Annotated in this window: 17 protein-coding genes; 8 read left to right on the forward strand and 9 right to left on the reverse strand. The window is 56.3% G+C overall.

The window, feature by feature from the left end; all coding sequences use genetic code 11:
- The first annotated feature begins 83 nt into the window (after nt 1–83).
- Together lepA and lepB are read left to right on the forward strand one after the other, a co-directional pair.
- Nucleotides 84–1,883, forward strand: a complete 1,800-nt coding sequence (gene lepA, locus ML541_RS06200) for a translation elongation factor 4 (protein WP_243371727.1) — start codon at nt 84–86, stop codon at nt 1,881–1,883.
- 41 nt (nt 1,884–1,924) lie between these two features.
- Nucleotides 1,925–2,584 carry a signal peptidase I gene (lepB, locus tag ML541_RS06205; RefSeq protein ID WP_243371728.1) on the forward strand — a complete coding sequence of 220 codons (660 nt, stop codon included), beginning with the start codon at nt 1,925–1,927 and terminating at the stop codon, nt 2,582–2,584.
- Nucleotides 2,585–2,640: 56 nt separating this feature from the next.
- On the opposite strand, the gene ML541_RS06210 is transcribed toward lepB, so the two are convergent.
- The 6 genes from ML541_RS06210 to dnaE form a co-directional block, all read right to left on the reverse strand.
- On the reverse strand, nt 2,641–3,075 hold the full coding sequence (locus ML541_RS06210; RefSeq protein WP_243371729.1) for a pyrimidine dimer DNA glycosylase/endonuclease V: 435 nt from the start codon (nt 3,073–3,075) through the stop codon (nt 2,641–2,643).
- Nucleotides 3,076–3,084: 9 nt separating this feature from the next.
- Nucleotides 3,085–3,807 carry a pseudouridine synthase gene (locus ML541_RS06215; protein WP_243371730.1) on the reverse strand — a complete coding sequence of 241 codons (723 nt, stop codon included), beginning with the start codon at nt 3,805–3,807 and terminating at the stop codon, nt 3,085–3,087.
- A 12-nt stretch (nt 3,808–3,819) separates the two neighbouring features.
- Nucleotides 3,820–4,149, reverse strand: a complete 330-nt coding sequence (locus ML541_RS06220; protein WP_243371731.1) for a nucleotidyltransferase domain-containing protein — start codon at nt 4,147–4,149, stop codon at nt 3,820–3,822.
- On the reverse strand, nt 4,139–4,558 hold the full coding sequence (locus ML541_RS06225; RefSeq protein WP_243371732.1) for a nucleotidyltransferase substrate binding protein: 420 nt from the start codon (nt 4,556–4,558) through the stop codon (nt 4,139–4,141). Before ML541_RS06225 ends, ML541_RS06220 begins: the two co-directional genes overlap by 11 nt.
- A gap of 130 nt (nt 4,559–4,688) precedes the next feature.
- The gene (locus ML541_RS06230) at nt 4,689–5,645 is read right to left on the reverse strand and encodes an acetyl-CoA carboxylase carboxyltransferase subunit alpha (RefSeq protein WP_243371733.1); all 957 of its coding nucleotides are present in this window, start codon (nt 5,643–5,645) and stop codon (nt 4,689–4,691) included.
- A gap of 59 nt (nt 5,646–5,704) precedes the next feature.
- The gene (gene dnaE / locus ML541_RS06235) at nt 5,705–9,169 is read right to left on the reverse strand and encodes a DNA polymerase III subunit alpha (protein ID WP_243371734.1); all 3,465 of its coding nucleotides are present in this window, start codon (nt 9,167–9,169) and stop codon (nt 5,705–5,707) included.
- A gap of 201 nt (nt 9,170–9,370) precedes the next feature.
- Here dnaE and wrbA point away from each other — a divergent pair, with 201 nt between their 5' ends.
- The 4 genes from wrbA to ML541_RS06255 all read left to right on the forward strand — a co-directional run bounded on the left by wrbA (nt 9,371) and on the right by ML541_RS06255 (nt 13,618).
- A complete protein-coding gene (gene wrbA, locus ML541_RS06240) occupies nt 9,371–9,988 on the forward strand; it encodes an NAD(P)H:quinone oxidoreductase (protein ID WP_279342377.1) in 618 nt (205 codons plus the stop codon).
- A 147-nt stretch (nt 9,989–10,135) separates the two neighbouring features.
- Nucleotides 10,136–11,524 carry a TatD family hydrolase gene (locus tag ML541_RS06245; RefSeq protein ID WP_243371981.1) on the forward strand — a complete coding sequence of 463 codons (1,389 nt, stop codon included), beginning with the start codon at nt 10,136–10,138 and terminating at the stop codon, nt 11,522–11,524.
- A gap of 112 nt (nt 11,525–11,636) precedes the next feature.
- A complete protein-coding gene (locus ML541_RS06250; RefSeq protein ID WP_243371736.1) occupies nt 11,637–12,017 on the forward strand; it encodes a desulfoferrodoxin in 381 nt (126 codons plus the stop codon).
- Between the two features lie 356 nt (nt 12,018–12,373).
- A complete protein-coding gene (locus ML541_RS06255) occupies nt 12,374–13,618 on the forward strand; it encodes an MFS transporter (RefSeq protein ID WP_243371738.1) in 1,245 nt (414 codons plus the stop codon).
- Between the two features lie 443 nt (nt 13,619–14,061).
- On the opposite strand, the gene ML541_RS06260 is transcribed toward ML541_RS06255, so the two are convergent.
- A complete protein-coding gene (locus tag ML541_RS06260; protein ID WP_243371739.1) occupies nt 14,062–15,072 on the reverse strand; it encodes a transglutaminase domain-containing protein in 1,011 nt (336 codons plus the stop codon).
- Between the two features lie 139 nt (nt 15,073–15,211).
- On the opposite strand from ML541_RS06260, the gene ML541_RS06265 reads away from it, so the two are divergent.
- Nucleotides 15,212–16,123, forward strand: coding sequence for a selenium metabolism-associated LysR family transcriptional regulator (locus tag ML541_RS06265; RefSeq protein WP_243371740.1), 912 nt, complete (start codon nt 15,212–15,214; stop codon nt 16,121–16,123).
- Between the two features lie 59 nt (nt 16,124–16,182).
- Complete coding sequence (locus ML541_RS06270; RefSeq protein WP_243371741.1) at nt 16,183–16,470, forward strand: DUF1540 domain-containing protein; 288 nt, start codon at nt 16,183–16,185, stop codon at nt 16,468–16,470.
- A 77-nt stretch (nt 16,471–16,547) separates the two neighbouring features.
- Here ML541_RS06270 and ML541_RS06275 read toward each other — a convergent pair whose 3' ends face one another.
- Nucleotides 16,548–17,051: a nitroreductase gene (locus tag ML541_RS06275; protein ID WP_243371742.1), complete on the reverse strand. Its 504-nt coding sequence runs from the start codon at nt 17,049–17,051 to the stop codon at nt 16,548–16,550.
- 12 nt (nt 17,052–17,063) lie between these two features.
- The gene (locus tag ML541_RS06280; RefSeq protein WP_243371743.1) at nt 17,064–17,390 is read right to left on the reverse strand and encodes a peptide chain release factor-like protein; all 327 of its coding nucleotides are present in this window, start codon (nt 17,388–17,390) and stop codon (nt 17,064–17,066) included.
- Nucleotides 17,391–17,448: the final 58 nt, after the last annotated feature.

Genomic DNA, 17,448 nt, shown 5'->3' on the forward strand with positions numbered 1-17,448 from the left:
TGGCAAAACAGCAGAAATCCCTTTACATTGAAGGTATAGTTATATATTGTTACTTGTTCAACTACAGGTAATAAAAGGGTTCTATGGCACTGGACAACATTCGCAACTTCTCCATCATTGCTCATATAGATCATGGCAAATCTACCCTTGCCGACCGTCTTCTCGAATATACCGGCGCACTGACCGAGCGTGAAATGCAGAACCAGGTTCTGGACAAGATGGACCTGGAGCGTGAGCGGGGCATCACCATCAAGGCCCAGGCAGTGCGGCTCAACTACCTGGCCGACGACGGAAAGCAGTATGTGCTGAATCTCATCGACACCCCCGGCCATGTGGACTTCACCTACGAGGTTTCCCGCTCCCTGTCTGCCTGCGAAGGAGCCCTGCTGGTGGTGGATGCATCACAGGGGGTGGAAGCCCAGACCTTGGCCAACGTCTATCTTGCCCTGGAAAACGACCTGGATGTCTTTCCTGTCCTGAACAAGATTGATCTGCCTGCAGCCGAGCCGGAGCGGGTCAAGCAGGAAATCGAGGATATCATCGGCCTTGATGCCCATGATGCTGTCCTTGCCAGCGCCAAGGAAGGAATCGGCACCAGGGAGATCCTGGAAGAGATCGTCACCAAGATTCCGCCCCCCAAGGGAGATGCCTCCAAGCCCCTCAAGGCGCTCCTCTTCGACTCCTGGTACGACCAGTACCAGGGGGTCATCGTCCTGGTGCGCATCCTGGACGGCGCCGTCAAAAAAGGGGACAAGATTCAGCTCATGTCCAACCGCCGCAGCTACGAGGTGCTTAAAGTCGGTGTCTTTTCCCCAGCCATGTGTGAGGTGGCAAGCCTTTCCGCCGGCGAGGTCGGCTTCATCATCGCCGGCATCAAGGAAGTCCAGGACGCCAAGGTGGGCGACACCATCACTAACCTGCACAACCCTTGTGACGCGCCTCTGGCGGGCTTCAAGGAAGTGCAGCCCATGGTATTCTCCGGCCTCTATCCCATCGATACTTCCCAATACGAGCAGTTGCGGGATGCCCTGGCCAAACTGAAGCTCAACGACTCATCCTTCTCCTACGAGCCCGAGACATCACTCGCCCTTGGGTTCGGCTTCCGCTGCGGATTCCTCGGCCTGCTGCATATGGAGATAATCCAGGAACGCCTGGAGCGGGAATTCAACCTGGACCTGATCACCACCGCCCCCACCGTTGTCTATAAGGTTCACCGCCTGGACGGATCGATAATCACTATCGAAAGCGCCAACCAGCTCCCCCCGGCCCAGGAGATACAGTTCGTCGAGGAGCCGTTCATCCTGGCCTCGATCCATGTGCCGAACGAATTCGTGGGGGGCATACTCGCCCTGTGCGAGGAAAAGCGGGGAGTACAGCGGGAGATAAAATATCTGACACCGACAAGGGTGATGATCATCTATGAATTGCCGCTCAACGAGGTGGTGCTTGACTTCTACGACCGGCTGAAATCCATCACCAAGGGCTATGCCTCCCTTGATTACGAACATCTGGATTACCGACGCAGCAATCTGGAGCGGCTCAACATCATGATCAACGGCGAGGTGGTCGATGCCCTTTCGCTGATCATCCACAAGGACAAGGCCTATTACCGCGGCCGCGACCTGGTCTCAAAGATGAAGGAGCTGATCCCCCGGCAGATGTTCGAGATCGCCATCCAGGCAGCCATTGGCAGCAAGATCATTGCCCGGGAAACGGTCAAGGCCCTGCGCAAGGACGTGCTTGCCAAATGCTATGGCGGCGACATCACCCGAAAAAGAAAACTCCTGGAGAAACAGAAGGAAGGCAAAAAGCGCATGAAGAATGTGGGCAATGTTGAGTTGCCCCAGGAGGCATTCCTCGCCATCCTCAAGGTGGAAGGATAACGAGGGAAATCCCTATCTCAGACACCATAAAGGACACCTCAATGGAAGATTACAAGAACACTGCCGCGGAAACGGCAAACTCAGAACCGCAGGTAAGGAAAAAGCATATCGTTCGTGAATATGCCGAGTCCATTATCATAGCCGTCATACTGGCTCTCATCATCCGCACCTTCATCGTCCAGGCCTTCAAGATACCCTCCGGTTCCATGGAAGATACCCTGGCTATCGGCGACCATATCCTGGTCAGCAAGTTCATTTACGGCACCAAGATTCCCTTTACCAGTACAAGGTTGCTCAAGATCAGGGATCCCAGACGCGGCGACGTCATCGTCTTCGAATATCCTGAAGATCCCAGCAAGGACTTCATAAAACGGGTTATCGGCACCCCCGGCGATACCGTTCAGGTAATCAACAAGCGGGTCTACGTCAACGGCAAGCTCTATGCGAATCCCCACGAGGTCCACAAGGAAAAGGACATCATCCCCAAGGAGCAGAACCCGCGGGACAACACCGACCCCATCGTCGTGCCCCCCAATTCCTACTTCGTCATGGGAGACAATCGGGATCGTTCCTACGACAGCCGTTTCTGGAAATTCGTCCGAAACGACCAGATCAAAGGGCTCGCCTTCATCAAGTACTGGTCATGGGACAAGGAAAACTTCGGCGTGCGCTGGAAAAGCATCGGCAAGTTGATCGATTAGCAATCGCCAGTCCGACAAAAAAATCCCGTACACCAACAGGTGTGACGGGATTTTTTTTATGCTTTCGTGCGCTCCCAGTCGGCGACAGGGCCGGGAACAATTAAAAATAAGGGATGCGGATCAGGGTGGGCAATAGCCTGGAGATTTACCAACAGCGAGGGAGCGCGAACCCGCAATTTCGCCTTTAGATGCTCCCATTCAAACGCCAGCTGTCCAGAAGTAGCCTCCATCGTTTCGGCACCTTCCTGGGAGCCTATCTTCGACTTGTCGAAAACATAGCCCCGCCTTGAAGCCTCTCGCTGCACCTCTTGAAGATATGCGGCGATTGAAGCCGCCGGAGAGGAGGTCTCACGAAAGCGGATCAGTTGGGGATGCTTGGTATAGCCGAGAGTCTGCCCAGTGAGCACGGCCTGGGCCAGCAGCGCTTCCCGCCACAGGGCGACCAGCCCCTTCGTATCGAGATATCCGGGGTGTAAGGTCCAGAGGCGCATCCATTCCCCTTACTTCCGCTCTCCCTGCTGCAGGCGCTCCACCTCTGCCGGCGTCAATTCCCGGTACTGACCCGGCTTCAGCTCCCCTATTTCAAGAAAATCATATCGGGAGCGTTTCAGCCGGACCACGGTGAGCCCCACCGCCTCGCACATGCGGCGCACCTGACGGTAGCGCCCCTCGTGGATGGTAATGGAGATCCAGCAGTTGTGATCGCTTTCCTTCACCAACGACACCTGAGCAGGGGCCGTCCGCCCGTCTTCCAGATCCACCCCCATCTGCAAATGCTTCAATTGGGAGGGGCTCGCCTGCCCCCGGACCCGCACCAGGTATCCTTTGTCCACCTCATGGCTGGGGTGGGCAAGTCTGTTGGCCAGGGCGCCGTCATTGGTGAGAAGCAACAAGCCCTCAGTGTTGTAATCCAGGCGTCCCACCGGGTAGACCCGCTCCTTGATCTCCTTTAGCAGATCCGTGACGATCGGCCGCCCCTCCGGGTCCTTCATGGTGGTCATGTAGCCAACCGGCTTGTAGAGCAGGATGTAGCGTTTGCGTGCTTCCACAAGAATCGGCTTGCCGTCCACAGTGATCCGGTCGATGTCGGCATCGGCTTTTGTGCCTAGTTCTGTCACTACCTGGCCGTTCACCGTCACTCGGCCACCGGTGATCATCTTTTCCGCTTCCCTGCGGGAAGCGACCCCGGCCTGGGAGAGTATTTTCTGCAATCGTTCCTGCATATGTAATATTCCTTATTGGCCGTCCGCTTTTTCGTAGAACACCTTGCCGACCCGCTTGATGTGCTCGACCAGATCGGGATTGCTTATCTGGTGAAATAAAGATAAGTCGATAGTGTATGGCAGAAGCAGATCATCAAGCTCGTTTTCCAATTTCAAGATTTCTGGACGGCTTAAAGTCCCTTCTATAGTCAGGTCTATATCCGAACCATGATAGTAGTTGCCCTTTGCTCGGGAGCCATACAGAAGAACCCTATCAATCCCGGAATATTTGACGAAAACACTATTGATCCTGTTTATTGTACTTTCTTTCAGTCCGAATCGTTCCGAAGTCTCACTCGTCATGGACAAGTCCCTGTATTCTCTCGTTGAACCTCTGGAACAGTTCAAAATACTGAGATACCACCTCGCTGACTATTACATCGGCAATTTCTTCGTTGTAAGTATGAGAGGAGTTATTACGGCTGGTGATCATCTTCATCCATCCCTCGCCGTCTACAATGAGCCCTCTTTTGAAAGCCTCACGGATTGCATCACGGGAACCTGAAATAGCGACATTGCCTTGATAGGTGAAGTAGTCTCTCATCACATTCCACGCCAGCTCATAGGTAAATTCAAATGCCTTTACCAAACCCTGTTTCTCGATGTCGGAAAGTTGGCGTTCGTGACAAAGCTTCACCACCTGCTCAAGGTGCTTTAAGGCCTTTTGATAGTTACTGAATCGTTGGCGCCAGCGAACATCCAGATTATCCATGTTGCATTCACCCCATTTTTATGTACCGATGCATACCAATAACTGGGATTTATCAGAATATACCCCCCATGACAACAAAAAAAGGGGACCAGCGTCCCCCAATTTCTTGCGGCATTTCTGCATTCTTGATTTATTCCACAAACCGGGACATTTTCCTGAACTTCTGATAACGCTCCTCGATCAACTGGTCCGCAGGGATCTTGCGCAGTTCCTGCAGGTTCCGGCTCAAGGCCTCGTGCAGGTTCCTGGCCATTGCCTCGTGATCCCGATGGGCTCCCCCCAGCGGTTCGTTGACGATCTCGTCAATGACGTTCAGCTCCTTGATGTCCTTGGCAGTCAGCTTCAATGCCTCGGCTGCCTGCTCCCCCTTGGTGCCGTCGGACCAGAGGATGGCCGCGCACCCTTCCGGAGAGATAACCGCATAGATGGAATTCTGCAGCATGAGGATGCGATCGCCGACGGCGATGGCCAGGGCGCCCCCCGAGCCCCCCTCGCCGGTGATCACTACAATGATCGGCACCGTCAGGCGCGCCATCTCCCGCAGGTTACGGGCAATGGCTTCGGCCTGGCCGCGCTCTTCAGCGCCGATGCCGGGAAAAGCACCCGGGGTGTCAACGAAGGTGATAATGGGGAGCTTGAAGCGCTCGGCCATCTCCATAAGGCGGAGCGCCTTGCGATACCCTTCCGGGTTGGGCATGCCGAAGTTGCGGTAGACCTTTTCCTTGGTGTCGCGCCCTTTCTGGTGGCCTATCACCATCACCGGCTCCCCGTCAAGCCTCGCCAAACCGCCAACGATGGCGTGATCGTCCCCGAAATTGCGATCGCCGTGCAGTTCGTTGAACTCCGTGAAGATGAGCTCCAGGTAATCCAGGGTGAAGGGACGGTTGATATGACGGGCCACCTGGGCAGTCTGCCAGCGGCTCAGATTGGAGTAGATATCCGCCTGGATCTGTTCTGCCTTTTTTTCCAGCTTGCCGATCTCGGTCTTCAGGTCCAGGGTGTCGCCGGACAGTTCGTGCAGTTCCTGAATCTTGCGCTCAAGCTCTGCCAGCGGTTTTTCAAATTCAAGGTAAGTCTGTGTCGCCATTTATTGTGGTCTCCTTTGATTGCACTGAATTTGAAGCAGACGGTGTTGAACCGGCGGGGCTAGTCGAAAGAGACGGCATTATAACCCAGCAGATTCTTTACTTCCAGAGATAAATCTTCAGAGGCGGACAACATGCAGGTGTCGGGAAGGTTGATGGTAGTTCTGGACTGTTCCGGGATGACGATATGGAGGTAAGATCTGCAGGCTCCGGGATAGCGTTTGATGATGCCTTTCAGGGATTCCAGCTGCTCGCGGGCGACTCCCGACTGCAGCGTCAGATGAACGCGGCGGGTCTCCCGCTCGGTCAATTCCCTGAGCAGCGCCACGTCACTGGCGATGACCTTGATATTTTTCTCCCCCACTTCCACCGTGCCGCTCACAAGTATCGGGTCGTCCCCGCCGAGGAATTCCGCAACCCGGCTGTAGACCTTGGCCAGCACCACCACCTCCACCGAGCCGTGCAGGTCTTCAAGGGTTACAAAGGCCATTTTGTCCCCCTTCTTGGTGATGAACTCCTTCCTGGCGACGACGATGCCACAGATCTTCACCTCGGTCTTGTCCTTGATCTCAGCAAAATCGGAGGTGTGCACCGAAGCGAATTTCTTGATCTGGGCCGAATAACGATCCAGGGGATGACCGGTGATGTAGAAGCCCAAGGCTTCCTTTTCCTGGTTGAGGAAGAACTTGTCGTCCCATTCGGGCAGGTCTGGCAGAACTCCCATGCCGTTACCGTTCCCCTTGGTCATTTCCTCGACGCCGAAGAGGGAAACTTGTGCACTCTCCCGCTCCTGCTGTATTTTCTGTCCCAAGGACATGGCATCCTCGAGCCCCGCCATGAGCGGAGCCCGTTTGGCGCCGGTGGAGTCGAAGGCACCGCACTTGATGAGCGATTCCACCACCCGCTTGTTGACCTTGCGCTGGTCCACCCGCTCGCCGAAATCGAAGATATCGGCAAAGGGTCCGGCTTTCCTCGCCTCCAGGATCGCCTCGATGGCCGACTCTCCCACGTTCTTGACCGCTCCCATGCCGAAGCGGATGGAGTTACCCAGAACGCGGAAGGAAAGATCTGAGGCGTTGATGTCGGGGGGGAGCACCTCGATCCCTATATCCCGGCAGTCGCTGATGTTCTTGATGACCTTGTCCGTATTCCCCATGTCCTCGGTAAGGAGCGCCGCCATGAATTCCACCGGGTAGTGGGTCTTGAGGTAGGCAGTCTGATAGGCCACCAGGGCATAGGCGGCGGAGTGGGACTTGTTGAAGCCGTACTCTGCAAACTTGGCCATGAGGTCGAAGATGGCCTCGGCCTTTTTCGGATCGATATTCTGCTTTTCCGCCCCGGCAAGGAACGGAATCTTCTCCTTGGCCATGACCTCCGGGTCCTTCTTACCCATGGCGCGACGCAACAGGTCTGCTTGGCCAAGGGAATAGCCGGCCAGGACGCGGGAGATCTGCATGACCTGTTCCTGATAAACGATGACCCCGTAGGTGTCCTTGAGGATTGGCTCCAGCTGGGGCAGATCGTAGACGACCTTTTTCCTGCCGTGCTTGCGGTCGATGAAGTCATCCACCATGCCGCTTCCCAGGGGCCCCGGACGGTAGAGGGCGCAGACGGCGATGATGTCCTCGAAACAGGATGGCTTCAGCTTGACCAGGAGCCCCTGCATGCCGGAGGACTCCAGCTGGAAGACACCGGTGGTATTGCCGGACTGGAGCAGCTTGTAGGTTTCCTCATCGTCGTCACGGAGTGCGGCAATGTCGAAATCGGGGTTCTTGCCGGCCCGGATCAGTTTCACCGCATTGTGGATGACGGTCAGGTTCTTGAGTCCCAGGAAGTCAAACTTGACCAGGCCGATCTTCTCCACGTACTTCATTGAATACTGGGTGGTGATGGAGCCGTTCTTCTGGTCCTTGTAGACCGGACAGAAGGCCTCAAGGATATCGGGGGCCACGACGACGCCAGCCGCATGGGTGGAAGCATGCCGCGCCAGACCTTCCAGACAGAGGGCCACATCCAGCAGTTCCTTGATCTTCGAATCGCTCTCGGCCAGCTCGTTCAGCTTCGGCTCCTGCTGCAGCGCCTTTTCCAGGGTAATACCCAGCACCTCGGGCACCAGTTTGGCAATCTTGTCCACATCGCCGTAGCTCATGTCCAGGGCGCGCCCCACGTCCCGAAGGACGCCACGCGCCGCCATGGTACCGAAAGTGATGATCTGGCAGACCTTGTCCCGGCCATATTTTTCCGTAACGTACTGGATGACCTCCTCGCGCCGGTCCTGACAGAAGTCCACGTCGATATCAGGCATGGAAATACGTTCCGGGTTGAGGAACCGTTCGAAAAGCAGGTTGTAGGGGAGCGGATCAAGATCGGTGATGCGGATGGAGTAGGCGACCAGTGAACCGGCTGCCGAACCGCGGCCCGGGCCGACGGGAATGCCGTGGTCCTTGGCCCAGTTGATGAAGTCGGCAACGATGAGGAAGTAGCCGGGAAAGCCCATCTGCTTGATACAGTCCAGCTCGATGCGCAGCCGTTCGTAGTAGCCCTTTTCCTGCTCCGCAGTCAGGTCCGGATACTTGGCCCGCACTGCAACCAGTCGCTCCTTGAGCCCATCGTAGGCCTGCTCTTCCAGGACGTCATCGAGGCTTTTATCGTCCGGCTTGATGTACTGGGGAAAGTGGTAGGTCTTGAAATCAAGCTCCAGATTGCAGCTTTCCGCTATGCGCACGGTGTTGCTAATTGCCTCCGGCGCGTAATGGAAGGCGGCGGCCATCTCCTTGGGTGACTTGAAGTAGAACTCCTCAGCCGAAAAACGCATCCGGTTCGGATCGTTCATGGTCTTGCCGGTCTGGATGCAAAGCAGGACCTCATGGGCTCGGGCATCCTCCCGGTTGAGGTAGTGGCAGTCGTTGGTGGCTACCAGTGGCAGTGACAGCTCCTTAGCCACCTCCAGCAGGCGCTTGTTGGCCACATCCTGTTCGGGAAGGGTATTTTCCTGCAACTCGATGTAATAGCGCTCGGGGAAGAGCTCCGAATACCAGCGGGCGGTGGAGATGGCCTCTTCCATGCGGTTTCTGCCGCACTGGTAGGCCACCTCCCCCTTAAGACAGGCGGAAAGGGCAATCAGCCCCTCGCTGTGCGAGGCCAGAATTTCTTTGTCGATGCGGGGCTTATAGTAGAAGCCGTCCTTGTAGCCGGCCGAAACCAGCCAGGACAGGTTCCTGTATCCCTGCAGGTTCTGACAGAGGAGCACCAGGTGATAGGCGGAGGTGTCCCCGTTACCGCTCTCCTTGCTGGTCCGCGACCCGGGGGCGATATAGACCTCGCTGCCGATGATCGGCTTGAGCCCCTTGTCCTTGCACTTGATGTAGAACTCGATGGCGCCGAACATGTTGCCGTGGTCGGTGATGGCCGCGGCGTGCATCTCATACCCCTTGGCTTTCTTGATGAGGTCACCGATGCGGATCGCCCCATCGAGCAGGGAGTATTGAGTATGCAAGTGAAGATGTACGAATTCCGGCTGATCCATGGGTCCCTGAATACAACTAGGGAGCCGATCCTGCAGCGGCTCCCTTTTAGTCTGACTAAAAATTTTGGCCATTATGGCATAACAATGGCTGGGGTGTCAACAAGCCAACCGGGTGAGAACAGGCGTTGCTTGCACCACCGGCAATACATGATACAGTTTCTGGAGTTCGCCGTCTGCCATGATTTTATACAGGAGGTTATCATGAAAGTTCTGGTAGTCTATTATTCCCTGTACGGCCACATTCATCGCATGGCCGAGGCCGTGGCCGAAGGGGCGCGGGAAGTTGTCGGCGCCGAGGTAGTGCTTCGCCGCGTGCAGGAAACCCTGCCCCATGACGTATTGGAAAAAATGGGTGCAGTAGAGGCACAGCGCAGTATGGCCCACATTCCCATCTGCACGGTGGAGGAACTGGCAGAGGCCGATGCAGTCATTTTCGGCTCTCCGACCCGTTTCGGTAATATGTGCGGTCAGATGCGCCAGTTCCTGGATGCCACCGGCGGGCTGTGGGTCAAAGGCTCCCTCATCGGCAAGGTAGGGAGCGTCTTTGCCAGCTCCAACACCCAACATGGGGGACAGGAATCCACCATCCTCACCTTTCATGCCACCCTGCTCCACCACGGCATGGTCATCGTCGGCCTCCCTTATGCTTTCCAGGGACAGATGCGCACCGACGAGATCACCGGCGGCTCCCCCTACGGTGCATCCACCATTGCCGGCGTTCAGGGGGAGCGACTCCCCACCGAGAACGAATTGGCGGCTGCCCGCTACCAGGGCAAGCACGTGGCAACCATCGCCTACAAGCTGGTCATGGCCCGCTGAATCCTCCGTCCCGGGACCGGCAACCGTGCCGGTCTCCGGGTGCCACGCCTCCCCAGCCTTTTTTCTCTGTCCCCACGTCAGGAAATATTTTGCATGGCGGAACTGCCGGTGCTATCCTCTGCTTCATCACCAGTGAAGGGACGGCTCATGACGCAAAAATATACCCTGATTGATTCCCATGCCCATATTTACGGCCCCGAGTTCAAAGAAGACTTTGACGATATGCTGAAAAGAGCCGAAGACGCCGACGTCGGTCAAATGATCGTCGTCGGCACCGACCTGGAAACAAGCAAAGCGGCGTGCGACCTGGCAAATCGCTACGACAACCTCTTTTGCGCCGTCGGCATCCATCCCCATGACGCAGGTGAGGTGACCGAAGAAAGTTACGAAATTATCCGCGACCTGGCCTGCACCTGCCCGAAGGTGGTCGCAATCGGCGAAATCGGCCTCGATTTCTACCGTGACCGGTCGCCTCGCCACCTGCAGGAGGAGGTTTTCCGCCGCTTCATCCGGCTGGCCAGGGAAGTCTCGCTACCGATCATCATCCACGATAGGGACGCCCACGAGCAGGTCATGGCCATTGTCAGGGAAGAGGAGGCTGCAGCTGTGGGAGGGGTATTCCACTGCTTTTCCGGAGACCTGCAGTTGGCCCAGGAATGCATTGACCTGGGCTTCTATATTTCCATCCCGGGCACTGTCACCTACCCGTCCAATGACGCCCTGCGCCAGGTGGTCAAGGGTATCAAAATTGAGAGGATGCTGGTGGAAACCGATTGTCCCTATCTCACCCCCGTCCCCCACCGGGGCAAGCGCAACGAACCAGCTTTTGTCAGCATTACCGCATCAAAAGTGGCGGAGATCAAGGGACTGTCGCTGGAGGACGTCACCCGCATCACCACCAACAATGTCCACACCCTCTTCAACATGGGCACAAAAGACCAGAAGGCCCGCATTGCCTACCGCATCCGCAACTCCCTTTACCTGAACATCACCAATCGCTGTTCCAACCGCTGCTCTTTCTGCGCCAAGTTCGACGATTTCACCGTAAAAGGGCACTATTTGCTCCTTGACCACGAGCCGGGCTTCAGCGAAGTCATGGCAGCCATCGCCGAGCATCACGATTATGACGAGGTAGTTTTCTGCGGCTATGGAGAACCGCTCCTGCGCCTCGACCTGGTCAAGGAGGTTGCCGCCGAGCTGAAAAAACGGGACATCAGGACCCGGATCAACACCGACGGTCAGGCCAACCTGGTTTATGGCCGCAACATCCTCCCAGAGCTCAAGGGGCTCATCGATTGCGTCTCCGTAAGTCTGAACGCTGCCGATGCCGAAACCTATGACCGGCTCTGCCGCACCCCCTTCAGCAGCAAAGGGTTTGCAGGAGTTTGTGAGTTTCTCCGCCTGGCACCGGCATCGATTCCCCAGGTGGTCGCCAGCGCGGTAACGGTTCCGGGGCTCGATGTGGAAAAAGTCAGGGAGCTGGCCAGCTCCCTCGGGGTTACATTCCGGGAACGGGAATACGCCGAAGTGGGCTGATCAGGGATCTGGGACAAAAATTAATGAGCCAGGTTGCAAATGAAAAATCCTCTGCTATAAGATGAAAACGACCGAAATAGTCTGCTTATCTTCAACGATGGAGGGTGACCCAATGGCAAAGAAACTTGAAATCTACAAATGTGAAACATGCGGTAATATCGTCCAGGTACTCCATGGCGGAGCCGGTGAACTGGTCTGCTGCGGCAGTCCCATGGCGCTGCAGGTAGAAAATACGGTGGACGCATCCCGGGAAAAACACCTGCCGGTAGTGGAACGTTCTGCCGCAGGCATCACTGTCACTGTCGGCAGTGTGCCGCACCCCATGGAACCGCAGCATTTCATTGAGTGGATCGAGATAATTGCCAACGGCCGCATTTACAGACAGGAGCTGAAACCAGGGGAAGCTCCACAGGCCCAGTTTCCCCCTCTCAGCGGCAAGATCATCGTCCGGGAATACTGCTCGCTCCACGGCCAGTGGGCCACCAGCGACTGATCCAAAATCCCCTCGGCTCTATTTAATAAGGTTCTTCAGACCTTTCAGGGAAAGGCAGTCGTGGCATCGGGAGAGAACGACGAGTTACAGCGGCGAGCGGACACCCGCCGCATGCGGAACGGAGATGACCTGCCGCTCCAAACATCATGCGCTATTACGCGGACGACACCGCAAGGTCCACAGCTGTGGCGACAGAGCGAACGGACGATGTCGCGACTGTCTTTTATTTCACAGCATTCCTGATGAGCCTTGAACAAGGCCTGCACAAAAGCAGGCTTTTTTTATTCTGGCTAAAAATTTCCACCCCCGTTATAATGCCGCCACCATATTCTCTTATTCCGAGCAAAAGGTAATACATGATCGCAAAAACCCGCTGGCTCCTGGTCCTCTGTCTGGCGCAACTGTTCATCATGCTGGTCTTCCTCAACTACTCCGCCATTCTGCCCCTGTTAAAGCAGGAATGGGGCATGAACAATACCAGGGCAGGTTCCGTTTTCTCCATCTACCAGCTCGGTTACATTGCGTCCGGAGCCGTTCTCTCCACCCTGAGCGATCGTTTCAACACCAAACGTATATTTATATTTTCCGTTCTCTGGTCCGGCACGGCCAATCTCCTCTTCGCCCTTTACGCCCACGACTATTTTTCCGCCATGGTGCTCCGCGGCCTTACCGGTCTCGGCATGGGGGGAACCTACATGCCCGGTCTGAAACTAGTGGCTGAAAAGTTTCATACGGGAGAACGGGGAAAAGCGGTCGGCATATATGTGGCTTCCCTGGTCCTGGGGGCATCCCTCTCGTTGGCGCTGACAGGGGCGGTTACATCCATTGCCGGCTGGCGATGGGCGTTTATCATCTGTTCCATGGGTGTTTATGCGGGCGCAGTGCTGTCTCTCGTCGTTTTCAAGGGCTATGAGCCTGTCGTTCATCACCGCTCCCAAGGCGGATTCCGAGGCGAGGTGCTGAAGAACAAGCCTGCCTTCCTGATGATCCTCGGCTATGGCTCCCATATGTGGGAAATGTACGGCATGAGAAGCTGGCTTGCCCCCTTCTTCACCGCCCTCCTCATCGGTCACGGCATCAGCAAAGGAATCGCCACCGGCTGGGCAGCCACAGCGGCAGGCATCATCATCGGCATCGGCACCTTTGCCACCGCCATCACCGGCACCCTTTCCGATATGCTGGGCAGAACCAAGACCATAGCCATCGCCATGTGCGGCAGCGCCATGTTCTCGTTCATTTTCGGCTGGATGGTCAATGTCAATCCCTACCTTACCTTCGCCGTCGGCCTTGTCTATGGATACCTCATCGTTGCAGAATCACCGGTCTTTTCCGCAGGGCTGACGGAACTTGTCGCCCCCGGATACATGGGGGCAGCCATGGGTCTCCAGTCACTGATCGGCTACTCCCTGGGGATGATTTCGCCGACCGTTTTCGGCTGGGCTCTGGACATATGCAACGGCTGGCAACCATGGCCGGGCGTCAGCGCCGAATGGGGAATAGCCTTTGCCACCGCCGGGCTCGGTGCCATCGCCGGTCCACTCTTCATGTACCTGTTGCGCCGGTGCCCCGAAAGCGAGCGTATGGCCGGGGGCAAGCGCTAGGTGGCTGCCAAATTGTGGAATCAAGTACCGGCGATCTTCAAGTTCCAATATTTTGACAGATACAGTCACCCCACCGGAATACATCGCGGAAATAACTACTTCCCAATTCATTAAAGCGTCATTTTTTTGTCGTTTTTTTCTCACAACCTGAAAAGTGGAAAACTTTCAGGCTGTTATGGCTAAAGGCTTGCTGGATGCGCCTGTAATCCACAGAATCTGTGGATAACTTTGTGGAAAATGGCGGAGCACATGGCAAACTTCGAAGTAACTTTACGGGGGTTTAACAATTTGCCTATTTTTTAGGCAATCCCAAGAACCGCAGTCGTGGCGACCGAACCAACGGATGAAGTTTCAGCAGCCCGGAATTTACTGAAACTCACATGAATGAAAAAGCCGCACCCTTGTTGGATGCGGCTTTTTTCACTTCCAGCAGCTGAAGCCGGTTATTTCTCACGATAGGTGATGCGATAATTGAAGGTTTTCGGCTCCAGCGAGTCGATCGCCTTTCCACCCACCTCGGCATATGGGTAACCGAAGGTATTGAGCGGCGCGCCCGCCTGAGGGGGATCGAGGACCAGATCCCGCCCGACAGAAAGCTTGACCCGGTACTGGTCGATCCCTCCCCAGAAGTATTCTCGCAGCTCCTTCGTCCTGGCGTCCTCCTGCTTCAGCTTCTCCAACAGCATTGCCTTGCGCACATCTGCAGGATCCACGGGAACCCAGCCGTATCCGGGCAGATAAAACTCTGCCCAGCAGTGCTGCCAACCGGTAACGTCCTCCCCTGCCTTTTTCCCCAGTCTTATGCCGAAGATCTCCCGTGAGGGAACGCCCGCAGCCCTGGCCAAGGCAACAAAGACGGACGAGATGTCGGTGCACTTGCCGCCGGGCTTTTTGAGCAGCGCACAGACATCTCCCTTGCCGCAACCGTGGGTCTCAGGGTCACGATAGGTGTTCTCGCAGGTCCAGTCGTAGATCGCCTTCGCCTTCTCCAGCACCGTTTTTTTTCCCCTGGTGATAGTGTCGGCAAGCTTCTTCACCTCCCCATCAGTCGGCCCGAGACTGGTGGCGGACAGGTAGCGGCTGTAATCGGCAGGGCTCCAGGATGCCTCCACGGCAGGAAAGCTGCGGCGCACCTCTTCCTCCCTCTCCACGACAAAGGAGTAGACCAGCTTTCGGCTGGCGGCGCCTTTGTCCCACTGGGCATAGAGAATGGGAGTGCCGTTGGCCCGGTCGGTATAGACGGCAGAAGCGGCATAGTCGCCGGAAACCTTGACATTGGACACCTGCTGTTCCCCATCGGAAACCGCATAGGGCAACCAGAGCCTGGCCTCTTTCCCCGCTTCCTGGGCGGAAAGATCGACCTCCACCGTAACGACGCCGCCACGGCTTTTTGCCCAGGCCGGCGCGGCGCCGACAAGGCAGGAAACAACCACCAGCAACAACAATTTCTTCATATCCTACTCCTCCACTTTTCCGGGATGCATAGCACGTACGAGCGCTACTGTTCTCATAATCTATTGACTCCCTACAGTCAAATTGATAATTTTTATAAAACTCATTCAGCTAATCGTTTTTATCAATAGTGTGGATTAAATGAACCTGAAACAGTTAGAGGTATTTTTGGCCGTTGCCGAGACGGGGAGCTTTTCCCAGGGAGCGGAAGCGACCTTCTTAACCCAGTCAACGGTGAGCCTGCACATATCCTCCCTGGAGAAGGAATTCGGCGTCAAACTGCTAGACCGTACCGGCAAAGGAGCGTTCCTCACCGAAGGGGGCAAGGTGCTCCGGCAACACGCCGCGCAGATCATTGCCGCCACCCGCGAGGTTACACTGGCCATGGACCGGTTCAAGGGAATCGAATATACGACCCTATCCATCGGAGGGAGCACCATTCCCGGCGACTATATGATCCCCGGCGTGCTGGCGGAACTCGTCAAGCGCTTTCCCTCCCTGACGGTGAACATGATCCAAGGGGACAGCAGGCAGATCCTCGACAGGATGCGCAGCGAAGAGATCGAGACGGGCATCGTCGGCAGCTGGTTCGATGACGACGACGTCGTCCTGACGCCGGTGGGCGACGACGAGATCAGGCTGGTGGTGGGAAAAGGACACCGGTGGTACGGCAGAAAGGCGGTCAGCCTGGCGGAGCTGCAGAAGGAAGCCTTCATCCTCAGGGAAAGCGGGTCGGGAACTGGCAAAACCGTTGCCGAAGCCCTGGCCGCAGCGGGGCTCAATATGGCCGCCATCCGAGTCAAGATCCGTCTGGGAAGTAACGAGGCCATCAAGCAGGCAGTGATGCATGGGCTCGGGATATCATTCATTTCCGAGATATCCATTAAAAAAGAGCTGGCAAGAAGGGAGCTGGCGGCGCTGGGAATAAAGGGGGTGAACCTTTCCCGGCATTTTTACCTGGCCAAACGAAAAGGGCGGGATTTATCCCCTGCAGCCAGGGCATTCGTGGACATCGTTCGGGACGTGCATCCGATGCAGGGTCCCTCCCGTTGACATCACCGGGAACTATGCCAGACTTTTTAAAGGGAAGGGGTGCACAAGGAGGAAAGAATATGGCTACGGCAATGCCGAGGATCAAGGTATGCGACGTTTCCGACTGCGCCTACAACAACCAGAAGATCTGTCATGCCATGGCAATAACGGTGGGTGATTCCCATCCCACCTGCGACACCTACACCAATTCGTCACAAAAAGCGGGTGTGTCCGAAATCTCCGGCAGCGTAGGCGCCTGCAAGGTGGACAGCTGCAAGTTCAACCAGTCGCTGGAATGCTCTGCCCCCGATATTCAGGTGACTATCCATCAGGACCACGCGTGCTGCAAAACATACACCGAACGATAAACCGCAGGTCAGGTGCTCGATAAAAAACTACCGCTACCCTTCCCTCATTTCTTCGAAGGATCGTAAAGCCGTTGTGATTAAAGTTCCGCGAGGATCAGCTCCTGCACGTCTTTGCGGGCGGAACGCTGATCAGTCTCCGCAGGATAGCCTACGGTCACTACCGCCATCAGCTCCATCTGGGAAGAAACCCGGAGCAGGCGACCGACCTGCTCGGCACTCTTGAGTATTTCCCCCAGCCAGACCGCCCCCAGCCCCAGCCCGTGGGCCGCCAGGAGCATGTTCTGCAGACAGGCCCCCATGGCTTGGTGATCCTTAACATCGTTGTACATGACAGAGCGGTCGCAAAAAACGGCAATGGCCACCGGCGCACCGTCGATAATATGCCGGTAGCGGGTGAAGCCGGCCAGCTGCCGCCGGATCTCCGGGTCCCTGACGATAACGAACCGCCACGGCTGGTTGTTAAGGCCGGAAGGCGCCCACGAACCTGCTTTCACTATCTCCAGGACCTGCTCAGTGGCCGGCACCTGGTCCGTATAGCTGCGCACGCTGCGCCGCGAATAGATCCCCTCCAGCAGTTCCATTACCTGTCTCCTTTATTCATCGCGAAACGTTCGTTCCTTTTTCCTTCGGGATGCTATTCTTTTCTCGGAAAGCCGCTGCTCCTTGGCCTTTTTCGGCACCTTGGTGGCAATGCGTTTCTTTGCCTTCCGCTCGCGTCTGATGAGCGCCTGCTGCAGGCGTTCCATGGCCAGCTCGCGGTTCTGCCACTGGGAGCGGTTTTCGGCTGCCTGCACGACGATGCCGGTGGGGAGGTGGCGGATGCGCACGGCCGAATCGGTGGTATTGCGATGCTGGCCGCCCGGTCCCGATGCCCGGTAGAATTCTATCTTTATATCGGTTTCCTTGATCTCAATCGCCACTGGAAGCTCCCTGGAGTCGTCAAAAAGCTGAGGCTCCCCGTATACATTGACAGGCGGC

This window comes from Geotalea sp. SG265 (assembly GCF_022808985.1).
In the GTDB taxonomy this organism is placed as follows: domain Bacteria; phylum Desulfobacterota; class Desulfuromonadia; order Geobacterales; family Geobacteraceae; genus Geotalea.